This window comes from Streptomyces sp. NPDC057877 (assembly GCF_042796855.1).
Taxonomy (GTDB): Bacteria; Actinomycetota; Actinomycetes; order Streptomycetales; family Streptomycetaceae; genus Streptomyces.
The window spans coordinates 127,574-151,820 of record NZ_JBHVMS010000015.1 but is presented as its reverse complement, the minus strand read 5'-3'; the positions used below and the strand labels follow the sequence as shown (position 1 = coordinate 151,820).

General features: G+C 67.5%; 19 protein-coding genes and 1 pseudogene. 14 read left to right on the top strand and 6 right to left on the bottom strand.

Going from position 1 to position 24,247, the window contains the following annotated elements:
• Positions 1-70: 70 nt before the first annotated feature.
• Positions 71-1,459 carry a Tat pathway signal protein gene (locus tag ACFVQG_RS36170; RefSeq protein WP_383392148.1) on the bottom strand — a complete coding sequence of 463 codons (1,389 nt, stop codon included), beginning with the start codon at positions 1,457-1,459 and terminating at the stop codon, positions 71-73.
• A gap of 342 nt (positions 1,460-1,801) precedes the next feature.
• Between ACFVQG_RS36170 and ACFVQG_RS36165 the strand changes: the two genes are divergently transcribed.
• The 13 genes and pseudogenes from ACFVQG_RS36165 (at position 1,802) to ACFVQG_RS36105 (ending at position 15,795) form a co-directional block, all read left to right on the top strand.
• A complete protein-coding gene (locus ACFVQG_RS36165) occupies positions 1,802-2,290 on the top strand; it encodes an ATP-binding protein (protein WP_383392146.1) in 489 nt (162 codons plus the stop codon).
• Positions 2,233-2,781 carry an HAD family hydrolase gene (locus ACFVQG_RS36160; RefSeq protein ID WP_383392143.1) on the top strand — a complete coding sequence of 183 codons (549 nt, stop codon included), beginning with the start codon at positions 2,233-2,235 and terminating at the stop codon, positions 2,779-2,781. The genes ACFVQG_RS36165 and ACFVQG_RS36160 overlap by 58 nt, the downstream gene beginning before the upstream one ends.
• Positions 2,778-4,556, top strand: coding sequence for a hypothetical protein (locus ACFVQG_RS36155; RefSeq protein ID WP_383392140.1), 1,779 nt, complete (start codon positions 2,778-2,780; stop codon positions 4,554-4,556). Before ACFVQG_RS36160 ends, ACFVQG_RS36155 begins: the two co-directional genes overlap by 4 nt.
• On the top strand, positions 4,553-5,224 hold the full coding sequence (locus tag ACFVQG_RS36150) for a thymidylate synthase (RefSeq protein WP_383392137.1): 672 nt from the start codon (positions 4,553-4,555) through the stop codon (positions 5,222-5,224). The genes ACFVQG_RS36155 and ACFVQG_RS36150 overlap by 4 nt, the downstream gene beginning before the upstream one ends.
• Positions 5,173-5,514, top strand: a complete 342-nt coding sequence (locus ACFVQG_RS36145) for a hypothetical protein (protein ID WP_383392134.1) — start codon at positions 5,173-5,175, stop codon at positions 5,512-5,514. The genes ACFVQG_RS36150 and ACFVQG_RS36145 overlap by 52 nt, the downstream gene beginning before the upstream one ends.
• Positions 5,511-7,241: pseudogene (locus ACFVQG_RS36140) on the top strand (carbamoyltransferase). Before ACFVQG_RS36145 ends, ACFVQG_RS36140 begins: the two are co-directional and overlap by 4 nt.
• Positions 7,238-8,290 carry a hypothetical protein gene (locus ACFVQG_RS36135; RefSeq protein WP_383392131.1) on the top strand — a complete coding sequence of 351 codons (1,053 nt, stop codon included), beginning with the start codon at positions 7,238-7,240 and terminating at the stop codon, positions 8,288-8,290. The pseudogene ACFVQG_RS36140 and the gene ACFVQG_RS36135 overlap by 4 nt, the downstream one beginning before the upstream one ends.
• A gap of 96 nt (positions 8,291-8,386) precedes the next feature.
• Positions 8,387-8,899 carry a topology modulation protein gene (locus ACFVQG_RS36130; RefSeq protein ID WP_383392129.1) on the top strand — a complete coding sequence of 171 codons (513 nt, stop codon included), beginning with the start codon at positions 8,387-8,389 and terminating at the stop codon, positions 8,897-8,899.
• Positions 8,900-8,933: 34 nt separating this feature from the next.
• Entirely contained in the window at positions 8,934-9,779 is an 846-nt protein-coding gene (locus tag ACFVQG_RS36125) for a class I SAM-dependent methyltransferase (RefSeq protein ID WP_383392126.1), read from the top strand.
• A complete protein-coding gene (locus tag ACFVQG_RS36120; RefSeq protein ID WP_383392123.1) occupies positions 9,776-10,537 on the top strand; it encodes a phosphotransferase in 762 nt (253 codons plus the stop codon). The genes ACFVQG_RS36125 and ACFVQG_RS36120 overlap by 4 nt, the downstream gene beginning before the upstream one ends.
• Entirely contained in the window at positions 10,534-11,190 is a 657-nt protein-coding gene (locus ACFVQG_RS36115) for a histidine phosphatase family protein (protein ID WP_383392118.1), read from the top strand. Before ACFVQG_RS36120 ends, ACFVQG_RS36115 begins: the two co-directional genes overlap by 4 nt.
• Positions 11,191-11,252: 62 nt before the next feature.
• Positions 11,253-13,061: an NAD-dependent epimerase/dehydratase family protein gene (locus tag ACFVQG_RS36110; protein WP_383392115.1), complete on the top strand. Its 1,809-nt coding sequence runs from the start codon at positions 11,253-11,255 to the stop codon at positions 13,059-13,061.
• 757 nt (positions 13,062-13,818) lie between these two features.
• A complete protein-coding gene (locus ACFVQG_RS36105; RefSeq protein WP_383392113.1) occupies positions 13,819-15,795 on the top strand; it encodes a DNA cytosine methyltransferase in 1,977 nt (658 codons plus the stop codon).
• Here ACFVQG_RS36105 and ACFVQG_RS36100 read toward each other — a convergent pair.
• Positions 15,723-16,223 (bottom strand): very short patch repair endonuclease, encoded by a 501-nt coding sequence (locus tag ACFVQG_RS36100; RefSeq protein ID WP_383392199.1) that lies wholly within the window; start codon positions 16,221-16,223, stop codon positions 15,723-15,725. The two genes, ACFVQG_RS36105 and ACFVQG_RS36100, sit on opposite strands and share 73 nt — an antisense overlap.
• 85 nt (positions 16,224-16,308) lie before the next feature.
• Here ACFVQG_RS36100 and ACFVQG_RS36095 point away from each other — a divergent pair, with 85 nt between their 5' ends.
• Positions 16,309-16,497, top strand: a complete 189-nt coding sequence (locus ACFVQG_RS36095; RefSeq protein ID WP_383392110.1) for a hypothetical protein — start codon at positions 16,309-16,311, stop codon at positions 16,495-16,497.
• A 31-nt stretch (positions 16,498-16,528) separates the two neighbouring features.
• Here the strand turns inward: ACFVQG_RS36095 and ACFVQG_RS36090 are convergent, their stop codons facing one another.
• The 4 genes from ACFVQG_RS36090 to ACFVQG_RS36075 are packed head-to-tail and all read right to left on the bottom strand — an operon-like array spanning position 16,529 to position 23,856.
• A complete protein-coding gene (locus tag ACFVQG_RS36090; protein WP_383392107.1) occupies positions 16,529-18,547 on the bottom strand; it encodes an AIPR family protein in 2,019 nt (672 codons plus the stop codon).
• Complete coding sequence (locus tag ACFVQG_RS36085) at positions 18,540-19,547, bottom strand: PD-(D/E)XK motif protein (protein ID WP_383392104.1); 1,008 nt, start codon at positions 19,545-19,547, stop codon at positions 18,540-18,542. The genes ACFVQG_RS36090 and ACFVQG_RS36085 overlap by 8 nt, the downstream gene beginning before the upstream one ends.
• Positions 19,544-22,333, bottom strand: a complete 2,790-nt coding sequence (locus ACFVQG_RS36080) for a Z1 domain-containing protein (RefSeq protein ID WP_383392101.1) — start codon at positions 22,331-22,333, stop codon at positions 19,544-19,546. Before ACFVQG_RS36080 ends, ACFVQG_RS36085 begins: the two co-directional genes overlap by 4 nt.
• A gap of 47 nt (positions 22,334-22,380) precedes the next feature.
• Complete coding sequence (locus ACFVQG_RS36075; RefSeq protein ID WP_383392097.1) at positions 22,381-23,856, bottom strand: ATP-binding protein; 1,476 nt, start codon at positions 23,854-23,856, stop codon at positions 22,381-22,383.
• Positions 23,857-24,247: the final 391 nt, after the last annotated feature.

Sequence of the window (24,247 nt, the reverse complement as noted above, 5' to 3'; positions counted from 1 at the left end):
CCCCCGTTCTCCGCTCGCGGTACTGCAAGGCGGTCGACCACAGCACAACCGCCTTCCCACCATGGCGCCGTCAGGCTACTCGTTCGAGTACGGCCTTGGCGCGCTCGTCGATCTCCGCCGCCACGCCGATTCCCCGGTTGCGGAAGGGGGACAGCACCCGGCGCATGTTCACGGCCGCCTCGCGTGCTCTGCCCGACTGGACGCCTTCCATCGCGTCCAGCGCCTGGGCCCATGTGTGGCAAGCGGCCTCCACGTTCCCCTTGCGTGCCTGCAACGTGCCCATGTAGCCCAGTGTCACCGCGTGGGTCCGGCTGAAGGTTTCGGCCTTCCTGCTCAGCACGCTGTTGTTGAATTCCCGCAGGGCCCCGTCGAGGTCACCGAGCGTCCACAGGGTGCGGGCGGTCTCGTGGGCCAAGGAGGCCCGCTGGAAGAACCACACCCGGCTCGGGTCCTCGTCGCCGACTTCCGCCGCGGCGAGGTCGTCCTCAGCCCGCAGAAGCGCTGCGATCGCGGCGCGCTTCTGCCCGTCGGCGGCGAGGCTGCGTGCCTGCACCACTCCGAGCAGTGCTCGCTCGCGGGGTGTCGCCAGGGTGTACCGCTTGCGCTCCACGGAGGCCGTGGCGAGTTGAACGGCAACCCGTGGGTGACCGAGGTCCGTTGCCTGATGAGCCATCGCCCGCAAGATGTGGCCAGTGAGCGGGGCGTCGTCTGCTTCCGCCGCGAGCTTCAGGGCGAGCGTGAAGTAGCGCCGCGCCCCTTCGTGGTGAGACGCATCGAAGCTCATCCAGCCAGCGACGTACACCGCCTCAGCTGCAGCGGCGAGGAGGGCACTACGGGTGTCGTCGCTGGTAAAGACCCCGCTCAAGTACCGGGCAACGTCGTCAACGAGGTACTGGTGAAGCGACGTACGGCCGTCCATGCCACCGTGGCGCTGGTCTCGTCGGGAGAAGAACTCCGTCATCTCACGGACAGCACTGACTTCGGCGACCCCGACCCTACGGCCCGTCGCGGCGCGGCGGGACTTCGCCCGCTGAGGGGCCTCGTCCCACCACTGCTGTCCGGGCAGAGCCAAGCCGCCCACCGAGTAGGCGGCGCCGGCCAACAGTCGGCGGCGTTCGAGGTCCACGTCGCTTCTCCCAAGATCGACCAGCGCAGCCAGCGTATCGACGTTCCACTCCGATGCCGCGCCTGCATGTGCCTCCGGCGCGGAGAGTCCGATCTCGGCCGGAGTGATGGGGCGCTGTAACCGTCGGGACAACGTCTCGCACAAGATAAGCGGCGCTCTGCCCGAGGGCTGTGTTCCCGCCACCCACATGGCGATGTGCGAGCGGCTGGTGCCCAGCAGTTCCCTTGCTTCTACCTCGGCCGCGACCCTCACGAAGGCAGCCGCCACCTTCATCTGCGACCAGCCTGTTTCCGCGATCGCGTCGGCCAGCTTCACGTTCCGCTCGCGCGCCATCGGCTACCTCGGTCTACCAAAACGATCTTTGACGGGTTTGACGGCCCCGGCAACCGCCCGGAGATACCGCCGCGATGTGATCCACGGTTCGCTCGTGGTCAACGAAACCACCAACTGTCCTTGTCCGGGAGGAAACCGGTGAAGACCAGCCAAAGGACTGGCGCCGATGCCCGGACTGTCGCAGGCGGCGGGCGAGAACCCACCACGACCCCCGATGGACGGCGCCTCCGCAACCGCCACCGATGGCCGTGCTCGTGCAGGACCTCCGCCGCTTCAACCGCTCCGAAAGAACCGCCGATCGAGTCCTCCGCAGCCTCAGGCACCAGTTGTGAGAAGGCGAACATGGACCGAATCACAAGCCTGGGCAGCGTCATCAACGCTCCTGAACAGCAGAAGAGCCTGACGCTCGCCGCAGACGACAGGGCCCCGGGCAAAGCCCGGACTTTCACCCGCGACGCGCTGACAACGTGGGGAGTGGAAGACCTCCTGGACCAAACGGTGCTGATCGTCAGCGAGCTCACCACCAACGCCGAGCAGCATGGCCGGACCCTCAACGCCAGCCCGGCCCTTCCGCCCAGACCCAACGGCAAGCCCGATGACGTAATCACGCTGACGCTCACCTTGCAGGCTGGTGTCGTGGGGATCGAGGTCGAAGACAACTCCCCGGACCCCCCGGTGCCTCAGATCCCCTCCCTCTACGCCACCAGCGGACGCGGGCTTCGCCTCGTGTCTGCCGCAGCCGATGCCTGGGCCGCCTGCCCCAAGGATGACGGATGCGGGAAGCGGGTGATCGCCTTCGTGAAGCGCCCAGAGTCGCCCATCACCTCCTGACAACTCCGCTTGGAGACCCTCTGATGCGATCCCGGAATCTGCCCTTGCCCACGCCGTCCCCCGGCGGAACGAGGCTGGACCGCGGCCCCGAATTTGTACGTGTGCTGCTGTGCGCCCTGGACGGTGGGCTCGTCGACACCCGCCCGGTAATCGTCACGTCCAGCCCGTTGGGCCGAACTACTCCTTTCCTGGCCCAGCTCGGCGTCCCGTTCGCCATGGTGCGCACTCCGAACCGGATCGAGCAGGGCGAACCCGCACCCCATCCCGTCCTGCTCGCACTGATCGGCCTCAGCGCCGACCTGGCTGATGTGCTGTACGTCGGTGATATGACGGTCGGCCAGGAGGCAGCCCGCCGTGCCGGAGTCTCATACGTACACACAAGCTGGGGCTACGGCGCCCCGAGCCCTCCAGCCCCATTCGTCGCCGAGTCACCGAAGCACCTGGCTGGGTTCCTGGAAGCCGGGCCGCTCCCAGCGGGGAGCCCGGTATGACGCCATCCGAAGGCAACGCCGCCGCCGACTTCTCCCGCGCAGAGTCCGATGGCGAGCCGTTGCGGGCAGTGGTCGGCGAGGACGCACGGGTCGACCAGTTGATGCAGGCCCTCGAGACGTACGGCGCTGACCTCGCGAGGACACCGGGCGGTGCGGGATGGTTGTACGTCCAGCATGTGCCAGCTCGGCGCCTTATGGCGCAGGTTGTACGAAAGCTGGCGGCGCTCAGCGACTGGGAGCCGTTCGCGAAGGCCCCAGGTCGGCTGAGGCTCGCGCCGTACGAAGGACTCGTCGGGCTGCGGTCGAGCAGCTCGCGCGAGTACCGCGCGTACACCGTTACCCGGTCGGGCATCGCGTACCTGCTCGGTGCGCCAGCCCCTCACAATCCGTTCCGCTCCGCGCAGTTACGCAAACGATCTCGTCCCCCGGTGACCGCAGCGGTGCCGAGTCCGGCTCCCTCGAGGCTTCCAGCGAGCGAGGTGGTGGCGCTGTCGTGGTCCTCCCGCCACGCGGCCACTCTGCTGCCGGTGTTGGAGGAACTGGCCAGGACCGGACGCCCGAGCCTCGTGGCGGACCTGGCGACCGACCCGGCGGAGCGGTGCCCGGCTTCGAGCATCGCGGGGGTGCATCTGTGCTCGCCGCCGACGGACCTCTTCACCCTCTCCGGCGCCGCGGACGGTCTGAGGTTGCAGGACGACGGCCGTGCCGTTCGGGTCGGCAAGTACGCGGTTCAACTGGCCCGGCTGGTCAGGCTTCTGTCCGTACTGCTGGAGACGAGTGGCGGGTGCACCCAGCCCTCGTGGCGATCCGTGGTCCGGGCGGAGACGTGGCTGGACGGTGTCCTCGCCGCGACTCAACCGCACACCGTTCTGGTCAGCAACGACACCAGCCCGCTGGGCGCGCTCGCTGGACACGCGGCGGAGCGTCATGGGGCGAACACGGTACATCTCCAACACGGGGCGTGGACGGCGGAGTCCGTCGCATGGCCCGCGCTGCACAGCCGCGACATCGTCGTCATGGGGGAACGGGATCTCCCCCTCGCGAAGGCGTGGGTGCGCCACCCTGACGCCGAAGTTCATGTTCTAGGCCAGCCCCGCTTCGACTCGCTCGCCGACCTCGAGCGCGAAGCCCAGCGGCGCTACCTTGAGAAGCTGCTGTCGCCCAGCCCGTGGCGAGCCCCGGCCCGTATCGCGGTGTGGGCCTGCCAGCCCTTCGGGCCTGACCGCCTCAAGGCCCAGGCCGACCTCCTCCTGGACGGTCTGTGGAAGGCCGACGACGACTGGGGACTCGTCATCGCGCCGCATCCAGCACAGAGCATCGACGTCTTCGCGCCCCTTCTCGAACGGGACGGTCAACCCTTCGTGGCCGTGGCCGATCCCCGGGTCGGCGCTCGCGGCTGCCTCGCCGGTGCCGACGCCCTGGCGAGCGCCTACTCGACGTGCGGCATCGAAGCCGCGCTGGTGGGTGTTCCGGTGCTCGAACTGGGTGCGCCCGGCGAGCCCACGCTCGGACTCTCCGGCAACGGCCTCGCGCGGCGGTGCAGGACCGCCGATGACGTCGCTGACGCACTCGTCGCACTGCGCGGTCCTCGTCCGCCTGCCGACAGGGCGGCGATGGATGCGGTGTGCCGACGGCCTGGCGACAGCGCCGCCCAGGTCGCACGCCTCATTGCCCGCCGGGCCGACGCCCCTGTCACGCGTCCCCACCACGTCCACCACGATGCCCGCGGCACCGATTCCGGACCGCTGCAGGGAGAAGGAGTACCTGCCCGATGACCCACCTGACCGCCGACAGCGTCGCCGAGCTCTTCGTGGGCGCCGTCGCCCTGGCCAAGAACGGCGAAAGGATCAGCCCCCGTGGCATGGCGACCCGTGAGGTCCTCGACGTCAACATGCGGCTGACCCAGCCACGGGCCCGCCTGCTGTACGCGCCGCCCGCGCGCGTCATCAACCCCGCGTTCGCCGTGGCGGAGACCGTATGGCACCTCTCCGGCTCGGATGCCGCATGGATCTTCGACTACAACGCGCGCCTACGGCAGTACGCCGACGACGGTGTCCTACGGGGCGCGTACGGCCCGCGGATGCGGAGGTGGGCGGGAAGAGTCGACCAGTTGAGCCGGGTCGTCGAAATCCTCAAGGAGGACCCCGACTCTCGCAGGGCTCTGATCCAGCTCTACGATCCGGCCCAGGACGCCGCCGGACACAAGGACGTGCCCTGCACGCTGGGCTTCCTCTTCTACCTGCGGGCTGGCCGCCTCCACATGTCGACCACCATGCGCGGTCAGGACGTATGGATCGGTATGCCGTACGACCTGTTCTTCTACACCGTGCTGCATGAGCTGGTCGCGTCGCGGGGTGGCTCGGGGTCGAGCTGGGCGAGTTCCACCACCAGGTGGGATCGCTGCACATCTACGAGGAACACCTCGGTCAGGCTGAAGACCTGACCTCGGTGACCGCGAGCGCGGTCATGCCGGACCTCACCACACCGTGGCGGGGCTTTGACGACCTCCTCGGCCAGGTCGCGGCCCGCGACGCCACCGGCCACCCGGGCTGGAACATGATGTCGGAGACCCTGCGCAGCTACCGCCTGTGGAAGGACGGCGCGCGTGACCAGGCGTGGCAGGTGGCCGACAAGATCGACGGGCCGCTGGGTGAGGCGCTGATCGCCTGGTACGGCGAGCTGAACAACCGTGCCCGCACCTGCCCCACGCGCGAGACGGCGAGGACGCGGTGACGGCCGCCTTGGACCGCGCGCCCTCCGTAATCCTCGGATTGTGCTCCTACACGCACGACTCTTCCGCAGCCCTGCTGGTGGACGGAGAGCTGACCGGCTTCGTCGAGGAGGAGCGGCTCTCCCAACAGAAGCACACCAAGGACTACCCCCGCCACGCCGTGGAGTGGCTGCTGAGCGAGGCAGGGCTCACCGCCGCCGACGTCGATGCCGTCGCCTACAACTTCCGGCCCGCCCACTACCTTGCCGAGTCTGCGACGGCCCTGCGCCTGGCACTGTCGCCGATGACCCGCGACCGGGCACTGCCGCGGGCTCACGGCTTCGCCAAGGTGGCCCTGCGTACTCAACTGAGAACCGGCGCCCTCGGCCGGCGGTTTCCCTCCACCCGTGTGCACCCCGTCCTGCACCACCGCGCGCACCAGCTGGCCGCCTTCGCCGCCTCCGGGTGGAACGAGTCCGCCGTTCTCATCGTCGACAGCCTCGGCGAGCGGCAGACCACGACCATCGCCCGAGGAAGCGACGCTCTCCACCCGTACACCCACACGCTCGAGGCGATCAACGACCCTGCCTCGCTGGGCTACGTGTACGGCGCGGTCACCGAGCACCTCGGGTGGCGCCGCGGTGACGAGGAGGGCACCGTGATGGCTCTCGCCGCCCTCGGCGACCCCGCGCGGTTCCGGCCCCTCTTCGCCCGGGCTGTGCGCACCACGCCGACGGGGTTCGTGGTCGATCCGACGTACTTCCCGCCGCGCGTGCTGACCTCGGGCTACCCGTGTACCTCCCGTCGTTTCATCGCGGAGACCTGCCTCGAGCGTTACCCGAGCGAGCCGCTCGGGGACGTCCATCGGGATCTGGCCGCGGCGCTCCAGGAGCGTACTGAGCAGGTGATGCTGCATCTGGCCCGCCGAGCCCGGATGATCACCGGATCGCGCCGTCTGTGCGTCGGCGGTGGAGTCGCCACGAACTGCGTGAGCATCGGCCGGATCATCGAGGACGGCATCTTCGACAAGGTCTTCGTGCCGCCCGCCCCGGGCGACGCCGGTACCGCCATAGGGGCCGCCATCGCCGTGCACACCAGCAGCCGCAGCCGACGGCCCGTGTCAGGCGTCGCCCGGACCTGCTACCTCGGCCCGTCGTACCAGGACCAGTCCCTTGACCTGACGCCGTGGCCCGGGCTCCACCAGAAGACGCTGGGCGTCGAGGCAGCCGAGTTCCTTGCCGACCAGCTCGCCCACGGCCTGATCATCGGGCTCTTCCAGGGCCGGGTCGAGGCCGGTCCCCGTGCCCTGGGGAACCGTTCGATCCTCGCCTCACCACTGAGGCCCGGGGTCGTCGAGCGGCTGAACGCCACCGTGAAGTTCCGAGAACCATTCCGCCCCTTCGCGCCCATGGTTCTGGCCGAACGCGCCGCGGAGTTCTTCACTCTCGGCCAGTAGGCGCCGTACATGTCGATGGCGTCCGGCGTAACCGACAAGGCGCGTGAGCGGGTGCCGGCCATCGTGCACGCCAACGGCACCTCCCGCCTCCAGACCGTCACCTGGTCGCAGAACGCGTTCGTGCACGACGTGCTGCGCGCCTTCGCCCGCCGCACCGGGGTTCCGGTCCTGATCAACACCTCGCTCAACGTCAAGGGCAAGCCGATCTGCGGGACACCGGAGCTGGCACTGGAGTGCCTGGCCAACTCCGGACTGGACGCGCTGCTGCTGGAAGGCAGGTGGATCACCAAGTGAAAATCGGGTACAGCTTCTGGGGCTTCCTCGGCAACGGAATCACCGACACTCCGGACGGGGGCCGCAGCCACCGCCGCCCGCTCATCGACGCCCTCCACGACCACGGCCACGAGATCGTCTTCCTCCAGGCCAACCGGGACCTGCTCGAAGCCGACGACGACCTGGGCAACGCTTACACCTTCCACCACGGCAGCCCGGACATCGACGCCCTGTTTCTGGAGTGGCGCTGGGCCAGCGACGGGCGCAACACCACCCCGTGCGGCACCGAGGGGCACACCTGCGACCTGCACCGCCAAGCCGAACTGGTCACCCGGTACACCGAGCGCAGGAAGACGCCCACCGTGATCTGGGACAAGGACCTCCGGCTCCAGCCTGACAGTGTGTGGCGGCGCTTCGGCCATGTCACCGTGTGCGAGGCAGCTCTCGAACCGACGCCAGGAGCCCACCGCCTGCTCTTCCCGGTCGACGACCGTCTCCTCGCCGAGGCGGACCCCCTCGCGTTAGCCAACAAGCCACGGGACCTCGTACTCGGCTACGTCGGCAACCAGTACGACCGCGACGAGCACTTCGCCAGGTTCTTCGCGCCGGTCGCCACCCACTTCGATCACGTGGTCGGGGGCAAGTGGACGAAGACCTCCCACTGGCCGCACGTCCCGTTCGTCGGCAGGCTCCCCTTCGAGGTGGTCCAAACCGTGTACGGCAGGTCCCTGGCGACCGTGCTGATGCTGCCGAAGCGGTACGCCGCCGTCGGGCAGATGACGCAGCGGATCTTCGAGGCCGTACTCGCTGGCTGCCTCCCACTCACCCCTGCCGACATCCTGCACGCCGATCGCTTCGTGCCCAAGGAGCTGATCGTCAGCTCCAGCAACGAGGTGATCGAGCGGCTGACGCACCTCCAGCAGATCGCTGGCACCCAACAGCACGCGGCCCTGATCGCGGCCTGTCTGAACCGATTGGACATGTTCCGCCTAAGCCGACAGGTCGATGCGCTGGAAGCCGTCCTGGAAACGGCCGCCAGCCCCACCGCGATGGAACGGGGAGCAGCGTGATGAAACAGACCACCAGGACCATGCCGCCTGAATCATCCGAACGTGTCCGAACGGCCGATCTGACCGGGCACCCGAGCACCTCTACGCTGGAGCACCATGCAGAAGGTCGCCGTCGTCGGCTGCGGAGGCAGCGGCAAGTCCTACCTGGCACGCGAGCTGGGCAGGATTCTCGACGCCCCGGTCACACACCTGGACGCCGCGTTCTACGACGACGGATGGAACGAGCTGCCCATGGACAAGTTCGCCGCCCTGCAACAGGACCTGGTCGCGCAGCCGAGGTGGGTGATCGACGGGAACTACAACTCGACACTGCAGATCCGGCTCGAAGCCTGCGACACGGTGGTTCTGATGGACGTCTCGACCGTGGCCGCGCTGTACGGGATCTTCTCCCGGCAGATCCGGCACGGGGGCGGGCACAAAGGGAACGGGGTGCACAACCGCATCCACTGGGGCGTCATCAAGTACGTCGCAACGTATCGCCGCAAGATGCGCCCGCGCGTCATGGCCAAGATCGACGAGTTCGCCTCGGGCCGTGCCAGTGTGGTGCTGCTGGCCAATCGGCGGCAGACCCGCCGATGGCTGCGGAAGGTCGCCGCCGAGGACCGCTGAGCACTCTGTGCGCCCGAAGGGAGGGCGCTGCCTCATGAGCGGTACCAATCCCTTTCTGGACCCCGCGCGGCAGGCGGATCTGTACGGACACGTCTCTCGGCTGGCCAGCCGGTCCAACGCCCTGATGCGGGCGAAGACCTCCGGGCGCCCCGTACCGGAGACGATCGTCGGGCTGGTGCGCAACCACCACGAGCGGCCGGACCGTCTCGGCCTGGCCCTGGACCTCGGCTGCGGTCGCGGCACGAGCAGCCTGACCTTCGCCCGGGAGCTCCGTCCCCGGCGCGTCGTCGGCCTCGACGCCGCGTCGGCCCTGATTGAACAGGCTCGCCAGCGCGCCCGACGTCTGCCCGGCCTGCCGGTGAGCTTCCTTCAGGGCGACTTCCACCATCTCCCCGTGCCCACCGGGTCGTGTGACGTTGTCGTCGCCGCGTTCTGCCTGTACCACTCACCGCGCCCGCAGGCGGTGGTCGCGGAGATCGACCGGGCGCTCGCTGCCGACGGTTTGGCCGTGCTCGTCACGAAAGCGCTCGACAGCTACCGGGAGATGGACCAGCTGGTCGCTGCCGCTGGCGTCGACCCGCGCGCCGAGCAGCACGAGAGCCTGTACGCCTCGGCGCACAGCGGCAACCTCGCCGAGCTGGCCGCCGTGTCGCTCGACGTACTCGCCGTGGAGCAGGAGGAGCACAGTTTCACCTTCGACGGCCACGACCACGTTGCCGAGTACCTGGCCACCAGCCCGAAGTACGACCTCGCCCCCAACCTGTACGGCAATGCGGGCGCCTTCGCGGCGACCCTTCACGACTTCCTGCCGGACCGGCCCCTCACCACCACGTCCCTCGTCACCTTCGTCGTGGCCCAGGCAGGGGGAAAACGATCGTGAGCCTTCGCCAATTCACCAAGCACTACGACACCCCACACCAGGTGGCCTCGGCAGCCCGCCATCACACCTGGCTCGCCGAGCACGCACGGCCACTCCGACTTCCGACGCTGACCGCGGTCGGCCCGACAAGCCTGACGTACGAGTGGATCGACGGCCGCCCGGCCCGGACCGACGACCTGCTGCCCCTGGCCAAACTGCTGGGCGACGCCCACGGAGCCGCCTGGACCACCGCCCTCAGCTCGGCCTCTCCGAACACACCGCACCGGTTCCGGGACGGCATCGCGTTCAGCGGCTACATCGGCCCCCGGCAGATCGCCCTCCGAAGAAGACTGGAGCAGGGCTACCTGCCGGACCGGACCGCCCTCAACGCGATGCTGACGCTGCTGGAGCAGACCGCCGAGGGGCCGGCCGCCTTCTACAAGGACAGCAACCCCCGGAACTTCATCGTCACCAAGGCCGGCGACATCCACACGGTGGACACCGACGATCTCACGCTGGCGCCGATGGGATACGACCTGGCGAAACTGATCGCGACGCTAGTCCTGACATACGGGCCCCTACCCGGCCTTGCAATCGACTCCGCCCTACGTGCCTACAACCAAGTCGCCGAACACCACGACCCCCGGCTCAGCACCACGGATCGCGAGCGTCTCGACGACTTCCTCGCCCTGCACGCCGTCCTGACCGCCCCATACGGCGGGCGCAACGGCTACCGCCACAGCCAGACTCTCCAACCGGGCTCCCGAGGTTCCGCATGATCACCACCGAACTCGTCTTCGTCCGCCACGGCGAGGCCCAGTGCAACGTCAACGGCCTGGTCGGCGGCCCCCGCACCTGCACCGGGCTGACCAACCGCGGATACGCACAGGTCGAACGGGTCGCGCACCGCCTCGCCGCCGAGCACCGCGACCGGCCCTTCGACACGCTGTACACCGAACCGCGTATCCGTCTGCGGCAGACGGCCGAGATCATCAGCCAGGCCCTCCAGCTCCCCATCTCCACGGACGACCGTCTCGACGGCCCCGTCCACGGCGCCGCCGACGGCCAGCCCTGGACCAAGGTAAAGACAACCGCCGATGGTGGGCCGCATGCCCACCCCGACAAGCCCTGGGCTGCCGGATCCGACACCTGGGACGGCTACCTGAAGCGGGCCGGCCACTTCCTCCAGAAACTCATCAACCAACACGAGGGCGAACGCGTCCTGTTCACCGCGCACGGCGAAACGGTGATCGTCGCACACACCCTGCTCCTGGGAATCCCGCTCGGTTCCCCGGCCGGATTCACGATCTCCCACGGCTCCCTCACCCACTGGCAGCACCACCTCAACCGGCTCGGACAGAGACGATGGATACTCGACCGCCACAACGACACCGAGCACCTGGCCGCCTTAGAACAGGAGGCTGCCTCGTGATCACACTGTCCGACGACCCCCGCCTAAATCTGGCTCGCGGCACACTCGGAGCAGTCCGGATCATGCACGATCCGACGCTCCCTTCCCGCGTCCTGCGCCTGGTCAACGCCGACGGCAACGAGTTCTTCGCCAAGCAGCACAGCGAGCGTGACCGGTACCTCCGCGAGCTGCACGCCTATCTCGTCTGGGGAGCCCACCTGATCGGCCACGCTCCCCGCGTGGTGGGCCGACAGGACACAACCTGCACCCTCCTTCTCACCGCTGTACCGGGCGTACGGGCCAGGGTCGTCGCGCCAGGATCGTCCGAGGAGGAGCAGCTCCACTACGAGGCCGGGCGCGTGCTGGCCAAGCTGCACCACCCCACCTCGGTGCCGCGCACCGGCGCCGTCGGCACGGAACTCGCCCAGCGGCTGCGCGACTGGACGGCCCGCGCGGAGCGGGCCGACCTCATTTCCACGGTCGAAGTTGACCGCCTCAACCACCACGCGGACGTCGTGGCGAACACGCTCCTGGACAGCGCGGTCTGCCACCTCGACTACCAGCCTCGAAACTGGCTCCTCGGAGACTCTTTCGGGCTGTGCGACTTCGAGCACATGCGCCGCGACGCCCGCATCCGCGACTTCGCCCGCCTCGAGTTCCGCCGCTGGCAGGCCGCCCCCAGCCTCCGGACGGCGTTCTTCGCCGGATACGGAAGGCCGCTCAACGACACCGAACAGCGGCTGCTGGAGTCCTTCGGCGCGATCGAGGCCGTCACCGCCCTCGTCCGCGGACAACGAAGAGCACGATCTCGCCCTCAGCACCCACGGCCGGACGGTTCTGGCCCGCCTCGCCTAGGCAAGCCGCCCTCCCCCGTCTTCCTGGAGACCTCCGTGTCACAGCACCCATCCAACCCGACCACCGCTGTACTCCGCCGGGCGGTGGTGACCGGCGCCGCCGGCTTCATCGGCTCCCACCTCGCACACGCCCTCGCCCAGACGGGCGCGACCGTCATCGGCGTCGACCGGCGCAACCCGGCCACCGACCCCACGGCCGCGCTCAACCTCGCTCCACTACAGGGGACCCCTGGATACATGCACGTCACAGCCGACCTCCTCAGCTGCGCGATCGAGCCGCTTCTCATCGACGCGAACGCCGTCTTCCACCTAGCGGGCATCCCCGGCGTGCGCCCTTCCTGGGGCCCGAGATTCAGCGAGTACGTCGCCTCCAACGTCCTCGCGACCCACCGGGTCATGGACGCCGCCGCCCGGATGGGCGTCCCCCGGGTCGTGGTGGCCTCCTCATCCAGCGTCTACGGCCCCACCGACGGCGGCGCGAGCGTGGAAACCGACCGCCCCCGGCCAGCCTCCCCGTACGCGGTCACGAAGCTCGCCGAGGAGCAGCTCTGCCTCGCACACTCTGCCCAGGCCAACTGCCCCACCAGCGTCGTCGCCCTGCGGTACTTCACCGTCTACGGCCCCCGGCAGCGCCCCGACATGTTCACGCACCTCGCCCTCACGGCCGCCCTGACCGGCCGACCACTACGCCTGTACGGGGACGGTCACCAGCGCCGGGACTTCACCTACATCGACGACGCGGTCACCGCCACCATCGCCGCAGCCACCACACCGGCCGCCAGCGGGGTGATCAACGTAGGCGGCGGTTCTAGCGCCTCCCTGCTCGAAGTGATCAACATCGCCAACAGCCTCGCCGGGCGCGAGATCCAGATTCACCAGGAGAACCCACACCGCGGCGACGTCCCCACCACACGCGCCAACCCCACCCACGCCCAAGAGGCGCTCGGCTGGCAGCCCCAGATCGACCTCCACAGCGGCATGCGGGCACAGATGCAGGCGCTGGTCTCAGAGTCCGCCGCGTACGGCCCCGCAGCATAGCCAGCAGGGTTATGAGGAGTTGCAGTGGAGAGTCCCCTCGGGTCCTTACACGAACCGCGAGCGATCTGATGCCGAAGTTCACGCTCTCCATGAAGGTGGGCTACTTCACGAGGGCAGCGCGGGCGGAACACTCCTTGGACCCCACTCGGATGCACGGGGCCATAAATCAGACGTGGCGTTCCTACACAACCCGAAACCCTCACTCCAAGCCGCCCCTCATTACCAGAAGGCTCTGGCCTTGGCGTGCGTCGCCCTCGCCGACGCCGCGGCCCAGGGAATGTGCGGGGCCTGAGGCATCGCGTCCTGGGACCCGTCATCGCCGCCGGAGCCGATCGACGCGACCACGCTGAAACCGGCCGTCGTGATGGTTCGTGCCTGCCTGCTGGTCAGCGTCAGAACACTCGACGCCGCGGACGCCCTCGCTGAGGCGTTCGAAGGGGGCGCAGCCCTGTAGTCGAACGTGCCTTCTGCTTCGAGGGCTCGTTGAGGCAGGTGACGTTCGCGGACGTATCCGGAACGGGGTGGTCGCGAGGAGTAGCCCAGGGAGTGTCCTCTAACATGAGGTGGCTCAAGAGAAGAACACTGCTTCAAGTTACCGGTGAGACACGGTGAGTGAACCGCAGTGTTCACCAGGCAGGTCACCCGCGTGACAGTCGAGGCTTTGCGGCGGTGTGGACCGGCCGGAGGCCTTGCCTCCGCAGCGTCGTGCGTGATCTCCTGGAGGTCGTTCAGGTCGTCAGGTACGGAGGAGTGGGTCGTGGCGAAGGAGAAGGGGGCAAAAAGCACGTATGGCGTGCCCCTGGAGCGGAGCGACTACCTCAAACTGGACAAGCACAGGCACCACTGCGAGCCGGACGATTTCAGGAAATGGGTCCAGTCCGGTTACGGAAAAGATAAGCGCCTGGCTGTCGACCTCTTCTCGGGCGCCGGCGGACTGAGCCTGGGCCTTGAACGGGCCGGATGGACCACCGCTGCGGCCGTGGACTTCGACGAGCGGGCTCGCGAGACACATGCAGCGAACTTCCCGGGAATGAGCCTCTGTGTCGACCTCGGGGACGACGACCAGCGAGGCGAATTCGTCCAGCGAATCCTTGACTCCGGCGCCGAGATCGACATCGTGGCGGGAGGCCCCCCCTGCCAGCCGTTCAGTCGTGCCGGACGCAGCAAGATCCGGCACTTGGTCGAGTACCACAACCGTGACCCGCACGATCTCCGAAAGGAACTCTGGCGGGCCTATGTCGACGTGGTGGAGCGGCTCCTTCCACGCGCCGTCCTCATGGAGAACGTCCCTGACATGGGGCTCGGCGATGACTTCAGCGTGATCCGCATCATCGAGGCAAAGCTGGAGAGTCTCGGGTACGTGACCCAGGTACGCCTCGTCGATGCGTGGAACTACCGCGTGCCGCAGCACCGGAAGCGTTTGATCCTGCTCGCGCGGAGAGACGGTGGCGGCTTCGCGTGGGGCAAGCCGAAGAAGCAGACCAAACTTCGGGATGCCATCGGCGACCTGCCTGCGCTCAATCCGGAGCCTTTGAAAGCGGTGGGTGCCCGAGTCATCGACTACGACGAGCAGCAGGAGTCGACACTCTCTTCCTTCGCCAAGGAGATGCGCAGAAGGGCAGAAAAGGGTGTAATTCACGACCACATGACGCGGCGGGTTCGTGAGGACGACTTCAGGATCTTCACGGTCATGGATTCCAAAACCCTCTACTCCGAGCTCGAAGAGAAACTGGAAGAGGACGAGAAGGATTTCCAGAGGTACGACTCGGAGCAATTCACCGACAAGTACAAGAAGCTGGACTGGAAGGAATTGAGCCGCACCATCACCGCACACATCGCCAAGGACGGTTACTGGTACATCCATCCTGAAGAGGCGCGAACGCTGACCGTGCGTGAAGCCGCGAGGATCCAGACCTTCCCGGACCGCTTTCGGTTCGCGGGTACGCGGAGCGACGCCTTCCGCCAGATTGGCAACGCGGTTCCCCCGCTGTTGGGCGAAGCCGCGGCCCGGGTTCTCCTGCCGCAAGATGCTCCCGCCGGAGAGGAGGCCGCGGACAAGTGGCCGAAGGTACGTGAGGTGCTGACCCGCTGGGCCAAGGAGCAGCGTGCGGGCAAGCAGTGGTACCAGTTCCCCGGTGGCCGGAAGATGAAGCCGCTCGGGGCTCTCGTCATGGCGGTGCTCTCGGGAAGCAAGCTGCACCCGAAGCAGCTCTCAGACGTGATGGACGAGGTCGCTGGGCACAGGGAACTGACGCAGGACGTCTATCTCGCCCTCGTGAACGCGGCGCCGACAACAGCACTCCGCAAGCGTCTGGAGGGCAGGCTCAGTCCGGTCGTCGACAAGCCCGAGGTCTGGGCGAACGCGGATTCGGTTCTCGATCACAGCAAGGTGATGGGGCTCAAGCCGGCTGAGCTCGCATTGTTCAGGCTGCTGGCCGGCGGCGACATAATGCTGGTGGGCCAGAGTGCGTTGCGGGTGGCTGCGAGGGTTCAGCAGAACGAATCGCACCTGACCAACCGACTGACCGAGGGTCGGCTCAACCTCATCAAGCTTCTCGGCGCCGGCCGGGACGCGCCGGTGCGCATGGCCGCCATCAGGTTTATCGGCGAGAACCTTTGTCGCGACAAGCAGCCCGTCTGTGGAAGCTGCCCTCTGAGCGACTACTGCCCGACCCGTCCGCAGGAGGACGAGGGAACCGCAGCCACCTTGGATGTTGCGGTAACCACAGGCTGAGAAGGCCCTCCCGGGAGAACCGGGACGCTGCGGTGTGCGGCGTGGGCGATGTGCTCGGCGGCCCGCCCGGCGTCGGCCCTGACCTCACACTCCCAGATGCGCACCACGGTCCATCCAGCATCTCTCGCCGCTTCGGTGTTTCTGGCGTCCCTTTCCATGTTGGTCGTGATCTTGGCTTCCCAGCGCGAGGCGTTCGGTCCTCGGAAACGCCGCGTGCCGTGGGAGGGGCAGCCGTGCCAGAAGCAACCATCGACGAAGACCGCGACGGAGTACCGGGGCAGCACGAAGTCCGCCGTGCAGCGGGGAGCGACCTTACGGTGCAGCCGAAAGCGGAGCCCGAGGGCGTGCACGGCGCTCCTGAGGGCCTTCTCCGGTTCGGTGTCCCGTACGCGGCGGCCTCTCAGCTGTGCGCTCCAAGGCGTGCTCACCCATCCGTCGTGTGTGCTCACGAGGCCATCCTTCCACCTCGGGCGGCCATGCCGTGGGCGTGCTCCGGATGACAGACTGACCTAGATGATCCGAGAACCCGCAGAACTCGACGTCGACGAGGCCGACCGTGTGGAGATCCCGCTCGGGATCCTCGCCGAAGCAGGCATCAGCCCGGGTACCAAGCTGCTCGTGTTCAGCGACGGGGACGGGCGCATCGTGCTGAGGCGGGCAGAAGACGCGATCAACGACCTGTTGCGGGAGGGAACCCTGTAGCAGCAGCCCCGGCTGTCGAGGGCTGCCGCTCTCACTCGGTCTCGTGGTCGAGGCCGACGGACGCGGGGTGGAAGCCGTGCCGCAGAGCCTCTTCGTAGACCTCCATCGCCTGCCTAGCCTGGGTCCCGGTGACCCGCCTCCCCTGGGACAGACGCTGCGCGACACGGTCGGCGAGCTGCCTGTCCACGGCGCGCAGAAACCGGCCTTCGCGGGCCCAGTCCGCCAGAGCCTGCCACTCCTCGCTGGGGATGTCCTCGACGGCGGCTTCGGCCTCGTCGGACTCACTGCTCTCGGGGGAGGCGATTTCGAAGGGCTCGGCCGTGAGCTCGGCGGTCAGCGCGTCGGGGAGCGTCCAAGCGATACGGGACACCTCGTCCCAGCAGTCGGGCTTCTTCGCCCACTCCGACACGTGCCGGTCACCGGAGATCACCGTCTCCATGATCAATGGACAGAGTTCGTCGAGGGCGTCCCTCAGGGCGTCCGTGATGCCCTGCTCGTTCCAGATCCTGTCGAGGTCGATCCGCTTCTCGGCGGCGAGCGAGAGCCGGGCGACCGTGTAGGTCGTGATCAGCCGTTTGTGGCTGCCGGCCGAGTGCGCACGGGCGATCCGGTCGGCAGCCTGGAAGAGGATTGCAGTGGCTATGGCGCGCTTGCAGTACTGCACGTCCACGACGGGATCGGACTTCTCAATCCGCTCCATGAAGTGGGCGAAGTTCTTCTGGGCGCCGCGACTCACCCAGTACGGGAGCTGCTCCCAAGAGTGCACGAAGGTGGCCAGGTCGGACTTGCTGAATCTCTGCCGACTCGGCGTGATCAGCTTGAACTTGCGCTGGGCGGCGCGGGTCTCGTGCTCGGCGGACTTGTCGGTGTACTGGCCCCGCGCCCGCTCGTAGAACCATCGCGTCTCCTGACCGCTGCCGTCGGTCGCAGGAGCCCACAGGCTTCGGGAGACACGCTCGAAGGCGACGTGGAACTCGTGGTTCGAGCTGAAGTCGACCAACGTCACCTTGTTCTGGGTGTTGGAGTACTGGGAGATCCTCGGAACGATCTCGGACAGATAGGCGGGATCGACGATCGTGAGTTTCATCTGCACGTGGACCCCGTCCAGGTCCCGCTTGTCATGAGTCAGGACGTGGTGCAGCGAGGCGGTGGTCTGGCCGCCGTTGACGATCTGGAGGCCGGTCATGCTCCTGATGGCGACGGGACTGCCGTCCTCGTCGGTCTCGAAGTCCACGTCCGAGGCGGTGGCGGTCACGCCGTTGTTGTAGGCGAGGAAGCGGCTCGGATCCTTCAGCAGGGTTTCGCGGATGCCCTTGTTCACGCCACCACGGGTCTGGAGGAAGGACCGGACGTTGAGTTCGAGCAGCCGGGTCCGGTGCTCCTTGTACAGTTCGGCAAGCTGTCGGCCGGGGATGACGGCCAGGACGACCGAGTAGTTCGGCTCGTCGCTGTGCGCCGCCAGGCACGGAAGAGGACGCTCGAAGGTCACCTTGATGGGCTCGCCGATGCTCCCGGAGGTCTCGTGTCTGTGGAGCCGCGCAAGGTCCCATAGCTCGTAGGTGACGGGGATCCCCTGGAACTCCGTGGGCTCCGGGGCGCTCGTCGTGCTGATCCGGTTGCTGAGGAGGAAGAGGCGGATCTTCGGAACGTTCGACAGTGCCTTCTCCACACCCACGCACATGTCGTGCACGTCGGTGTTGTCCTCCTGGTTGGGGCGGATGGCCCCGTGCTTGCCCAGGAACGCGAACAGTCTTCGGAAAAGCCTGTCGGACTCGGCCTTGGTCAGTTTGCTGCTCAACGGGGTCAGGTTGAAGTCGGTGGTGTAGAGATCGAGGCTGGACCCGTCGTCGGGCAGGCCGTAGCCGTAGATCTCCAGCCCTCGGGAGGAGTGGTACGCGAGTGCCGCGTCGGTGACGACACCGGCTTCCTCGAGGATCTCGAGTACATGCTGGGTGAACGTGTTCGGGATCGAGCCGCCCTCGGCGTCCGCCAGCGCCTGGATGTCGGTCACCAGCGCGCGGGAGTACTCGTGGAGGTCGTGCTCAGCCATGGGTTCCTCGGATCAGGTCGACCAGTGCTTCGGCGGTCACGCTGTGGGTGGCCAGGGCCGACACGTCGATGGTGTACGTGCAGTTGCCCACCCCGGGCGGCAGTTCGGCCTCGACGATGCGAGGGAAACCCTCCCCGACCGTCCAGAATTCGCTGCGCCGCAGGGTGTAGCGATCGTGGTCGTAGAGATCCCTTTGGTTCGGCAGGTAGCCGGCCTGGACCAGCAGGCTCTCGAAGCGCTGGGAGGCGGACGGTGAGGTCAGACGGGCCCGTATCTCGTCCACCAGGACGTTCAGACTCCTGCCGAGCCCCATCTGCCGGTCGTCGAGGACGAGGTGGGCCAGTGCGAGGGGGGTCGAGTCGGCTGTGTCCAGCTGCCGCTCGCTCGCGATCTGGACCGTCCGGGGGGAGCGTGCCGTGGTCGCCTTCACCTCGACCGCGGCACCGGGCATCTGGAAGTCCTGGTTCGTCTGTCTCGGTCCGGTCCAAGAGCTGACGGCGGTGAGCTGGTCGAAAGTCGGCAGCACGTACTCGAGGAGGAAGTGGAGTTCGCCGAAGAGGCCGCACCGGGCCTGTCGGGACAGGCCGTCGCGCGACACGGAGCGCAGCAACTGCTGCCACCGGACGTAGCGGCGAACCGCAGCCTCCGCCGCCGTCTCGGTTGTCGGTGCGTCCCGCACCACCTCTGCGATGTCGGAGACGAGCGGGGTGAAGACCTCCGTGAGTTCGTCGTCGGTGAGCATGACCTGGAGCTCGTAGTGGTTACCGGACACCGACGACAGGTTCAGCTGCAGGCCACGGGTGGCCGGCAGTTCGTGGATCTCCTGACGTACGGTGTCGGCAGTCCTGGCGTCCGTGCCGAGCAGTAGCATCCGCCGGAGGGCGGGGTGCGTCACCGACACCTGGATGTCGTGCGGGGAGTCGGGGTGAAGCCGCCGGGTGGACCTGCCCGGGGTCTGCTGGTGGGCCTCCAGCTCCTGCCACACACTCTCGTCGATCACTCTTCGTCCTCGAAGTCGTCGAACTCCATGTCCTGCTTGAACCAGATATCGTTCACCACGTACTCGGTCTTCAACTGGTGGCGGGAGAACGGGAAGCTGATAGCGAACCCGACCAGTGGAGCGACCGGCTCAGGGTTCCCCGACGACTTGGCCACCTCGGCAGGGCTGAGGGGATACAGCAGAAGCAACGGCTGGTCGGCGCGGCGCTGGTGACGCAGAGGCCGACCGCGGGGCGTGTCCGGATCGAGCGGTTCGCCCTTCCTGTTGAGCTTCCCCTTCGCGGCCTCCTTCGTGTCCTTCAGCGCCCGGTCGTACTGTTCCTCGGTCAGGTCGCAGAGCTCGTCGGCAGGGCTGAGGACGCGCTTGATCGTGTAGCGGCCGGGAACGACCTCCGAGGACTTGGAGTGGCTGCGCGTGATGAGGCCGATGGAGTGGCCCGCGATCTCGGCCGCCGCGCCCTCGGGCAGTCGGCTGGCGAGGCGGATCGTCCAGTTGCCAAGCTCACCCTGCTTGGCGCACTGGCGCACGTACTCTGCGATGAAGGCCGGCCGCACCCGCTGGGCCTGCCGGTCGGTGAGGTAGGAGTCGAGGAAACCCTCGGTGACGTCCGAGGCTGCGACGCCACTCCAGGTGATGCTCCCGCTCCGCTCGTCCACCTTCCCGGCCGAGACCGCATCGAGGCGCGCGACGAACGACTCGAGGAGCTCGTGGTTGTTGCGAACCGCCTTCTCAGAAAGGTCGAAGATGGTCGTCTCGGGAAGTTCACCGGAGTAGCTGAGGCGGACACGCGTGCCCTGCCTCATCTTGTTGGACGCCGTGATGCCGAGGCCGAGCGACGATGTCCTGACCTTGAGACCGTACTCTCTGGGAGTAAGTCCCACCGCGGACATCTCCTCGACATCGCGCCTGAGTTCGTCAGTGGCCGCGGTGATCTCCGCGTACTGGCGCTGCAGTGTACGTGTCGTGTACAGGCGGCACAGGTCCTCGTAGCGGGGGCGGTAGCCGAACCAGCGGCCCATCTGCAGCAGGGTGTCGTACGTCTTGGAGGCACGCAGGTAGTAGCTGACCGACAGCCCTTCGAGCGTCAGACCGCGGGAAAGCTTCTCGCCGCCTACGGCGATGACCGACAGGCCGGTCTCCCGGCGCTCGTAGTACTGGAGGGCGTCCTTCGCCGCCCCGTTGACAGCCATGACGGTGATCTTCCCGAGGGCGGCGTGGAGATGCGGTTCGACGTCCTCCCAGTCGAGTCTGTCCCCGGTCATGTCCTCGGTGCACGGGACGAAGTCCTCATCCCAGAGTTCCCGCAGCTCTTCCTCGAGTTCTTCGCGGACACTGCTGAACCGGTCTTGGAGAACATCGAAGAGGAGACGCACGTGGGCGTCGATCTGGTCGCAGACCTGCTGCTGCACGGCCGTGAAGCGGGTCACGTGCACCAGCATGGAGTTGTGCACGGCGACCTGCCCCCGAGCTCGACGTGCCGCGCAGGTCAGAACGAAGGACCGGATGGCGCGCTGCAGCGACTCCGGCAGGAAGTCGGGAACGCGGTGGTGGGACTTGTGCTTGTCCGGTACCCAGAGGTCTGTGTCCTTGATGTGCCTTATGAGTGGCAGCGGCTCGATGTCCTCTTCGTCGCCGTCGGTCTGCAGACCGAAGACACGCTCGGGACCGAGGTAGTTTGACGGCGCCCGCAGGGTGCGGATGAAACTCTCCGGGAAGAGGTCGGGGCCCAGCTCGTCGTGGTCCGTGTCGGGGCTGATGTAGATGTTCGCGAAGGGGGTCGCGGTGTAGCCGACGTAGGACGCCTTCGTGAAGCTGTTGACCAACCGCCTGATGGCCTTGTTGATCGCCGACGGGTTGGTGTCGGGGTCCTTGGAGGTGTTCACCCCGGCGTTGTCGGCTTCGTCGTCGATCACGAACAAGGGGAGGTCGGGAACGACCATCCGGCCGGTCTCCGGGTCCTCCACGCCGTGGTTGTCGATCACCCAGTCCCGCAGGTTGTCGATGATCCGCCGGTTCTTCTTGACCACGAGGACCACCGGGACGCTGCCCACCGGCACGTTCGCGGAGACCGCCGTCTTGCGGGCGAAGTCCCCCTTCTCGTGACTGGTGGTGAGCGACGCGGCCTTCAGGCGCTTGTCGTGCGACATCGCGCCAACACCGATATGGCGATGCGCGTCGTCGTCCGAGCGGAACTGGTACTGGGTGTCGAACCCGAGGAGTCCCTCGTCGATACGGAGCTGGGTCTGGCTGCGCAGGTCGTTGTGAATCCCGGCGAACACCACGATGAGCCGGTAGCCGGCGTCGGCTGCCTTCGCGGCGAGCCCGATGAACTGCCCTGTCTTGCCGGACTGGACCTGCCCGATCACGAGCCCGGTCCGGCGCCAGGCGCCTTCCCGCTGAGGGTCTTCCAGCTCACCGAGAACGTCGTCGGTGCTCTGGTCGAGTCGGCGCACGACCTGCGTCGGGAGCTTGGAGACGGTCAGGAGGTAGCGCCGGTAACGGCCCCAGAAGTCCCACTTCCGGTCCGCCTTCGCGTCGGCGAGCCAGGGCACGTGGCCTTCGTCGTTCTTCATCGCGGATGAATCAGCCTGGAACACGGAGGCCCGGGCCTCGAGCACCTTCCGCACCTGGTCCCGCTCCACAGTGATCCCCTGGGCAGCGAGGATACTGACCGCGGTGTTCACGGCGAAGTCGACCTCGGTCGGCGTTGCCTGCCGGTCACCGGGCAGGAGCAGCACCGCTGTCTGCTCGGCTTTCTCGAGACTGTCCTCGGGGGTGGTGCTCACAGCGACCTCCTGCGGCCGGGTCGGTTGGGAGTGGGGACTACCAGGTGTCAGGAGTTCCAGAAACCTTGTTGCTCGTCGAAGGGAGGCATGGAGCTGAGTACGCCCCGGGCGTCCTCTGGGGAGCGGCCCTGCCCCAGGAGTGCTTCGTACACCTGGCGGGCGATGTCGACGGTCTCCGGAGCGGCTGGCCCCGGTCCGCCGAAGGGTTCGGGGTCGTCGACCGTGTCGGTCTCGTGAAGCAAGCGGAGCGCCGTGACCGGGACCGTCTCCTCAAGGAGCCGGATCATCGAGCGGACGACGTCCGGATTGCCGCCCTGGTCGTCCATCGCTGCTTTCACCAAAGGGTGCTTTCTGTTGATACGCAGAACGACCCGGCCGTCGTGGCGCTTCACGTTCCAGGCGAACTTCAGGGGGTCACCGTGCGCCCGCGACACCACCTGACCACGCTGTCGTGCGGAACGAGAGGCCACCTCGCGAGTGTGCCTTGCGATCCTCTCCAGATGACGACGCAAGGAGACGGGGGGAACCACGCTCGCCTTGCGCACGTCCACGCCCCAGTCGGCGTCGGCCTCCGCAGGGATGTCCACGGCGATCCGCGCGAGGTTGTACTTCTCCTCGCGCCGCAGGCCGCGGATCCCCAGCCAGTCACCGGCCAGGATCAGTCGGTCACGGCGGTAGACGTAGAACCCCTGCTGCCCCAGCCATCCCTTCTGCCCGGCAGCCGACTCGTATTCAGCTGCCGAGAGCCGCTGTGCCGTCGGGAGGACGAACGGCTCCACACGCACCGACTCCGATCCCAGCGGTAGTGGTTCCCAGGGGATCCGCTGTACCGACGGGTGCGCGGACAGAAACGGGTCCCACGGGGAGAGGTCGGAGCCACGTACCCGGATCCGGCACCGGGCCGGACGCTGCAGGAAACGGGCGAAGACCATCGCAAGGTGGGATTCGGTACGCTCCGCCTCCGCGTAGAACTGGGCTTGCGTCTTCTCGTCGTCGCTGGCCACGGTGGTGTTGTGGTAACCGGAGAGCTGCTCCCACAGGACGATGGTCCCGTGCTGCATGCTCCCCGCGATCCGACACAGGAGAGCGGTGGTCGTGTCGCCCGGGTCACGGAGGAGCCGCCACTCCTTGCAGTGCTCCACAACGCCGAGGTCCCACGTCCGGACGTGCCGGACTCCGTCCCTGACCGTGGCGACGGTGAGCTTGCGGCACTGGGAGAACGAGGCGGACTTCAGCCCCACACCGAAACGGCCGAGGTCTGTGGCACTCCGCTCGGCTGACGGACCGCGGGCCGCCACCGTCATGGCGGTCACAAGCTCGGGCTCCGTCATCCCCCTGCCGTCGTCCGTCACAGCGATCCAGGACCTCTGTCCGTCCCACGTGAAGTCGACGTCGATGTTCTTGGCCTCTGCCGAGACACTGTTGTCCACGAGGTCTGCAACGGCGGCGGGAAGCGAGTATCCGAGCGAACTGAGCGACGCCACCATGCCAGCAGGGTCGGGAGCGGCGACGTCGAAGTCCATCTTCACGCTCCGTACCCGGTGTACCCGGTCAGTCCTGTGCGGTCGGTTCGCCTGTGTGCTCCGGGGAGCGGCATGCGGCAGGACTTCTCGGGCCTCGTGCGGTGAGTGTGCCGCTTCTCGTCTCACGACAGCCGAAATCCCCCGTTCGGAGCATGCTACCGAACGGGGCTCGTCTGACGTAGGTGATCTCTGTGGAGGGCTGTCCCCAGCTCCGCGAGGCACAACACGAACGCGCCGCTTGGTTACCTGGGCGGAGGACACGAAGATCCCACGCCCAGATCCGGCCCGACCGTTCCGTTTGGAACCACGGCGCGTGCGAGTTGATGACCGGCAGCGGTAATGCCTCGCCGGAGTCGGCAATCCGGGCGGGTTCCAGCACTGCAGCGCTGCG

Coding starts and splice junctions, on each gene's coding strand:
- ACFVQG_RS36125 (WP_383392126.1), top strand. CDS start 8,934: ATGAGCGGTACCAATCCCTTTCTGGACCCCGCGCGGCAGGCGGATCTG.
- ACFVQG_RS36090 (WP_383392107.1), bottom strand. CDS start 18,547: ATGGCTGAGCACGACCTCCACGAGTACTCCCGCGCGCTGGTGACCGAC.
- ACFVQG_RS36095 (WP_383392110.1), top strand. CDS start 16,309: ATGATCCGAGAACCCGCAGAACTCGACGTCGACGAGGCCGACCGTGTG.
- ACFVQG_RS36155 (WP_383392140.1), top strand. CDS start 2,778: ATGACGCCATCCGAAGGCAACGCCGCCGCCGACTTCTCCCGCGCAGAG.
- ACFVQG_RS36160 (WP_383392143.1), top strand. CDS start 2,233: ATGCGGGAAGCGGGTGATCGCCTTCGTGAAGCGCCCAGAGTCGCCCAT.
- ACFVQG_RS36110 (WP_383392115.1), top strand. CDS start 11,253: ATGCACGATCCGACGCTCCCTTCCCGCGTCCTGCGCCTGGTCAACGCC.
- ACFVQG_RS36170 (WP_383392148.1), bottom strand. CDS start 1,459: ATGGCGCGCGAGCGGAACGTGAAGCTGGCCGACGCGATCGCGGAAACA.
- ACFVQG_RS36130 (WP_383392129.1), top strand. CDS start 8,387: ATGCAGAAGGTCGCCGTCGTCGGCTGCGGAGGCAGCGGCAAGTCCTAC.
- ACFVQG_RS36075 (WP_383392097.1), bottom strand. CDS start 23,856: ATGGACTTCGACGTCGCCGCTCCCGACCCTGCTGGCATGGTGGCGTCG.
- ACFVQG_RS36115 (WP_383392118.1), top strand. CDS start 10,534: ATGATCACCACCGAACTCGTCTTCGTCCGCCACGGCGAGGCCCAGTGC.
- ACFVQG_RS36150 (WP_383392137.1), top strand. CDS start 4,553: ATGACCCACCTGACCGCCGACAGCGTCGCCGAGCTCTTCGTGGGCGCC.
- ACFVQG_RS36165 (WP_383392146.1), top strand. CDS start 1,802: ATGGACCGAATCACAAGCCTGGGCAGCGTCATCAACGCTCCTGAACAG.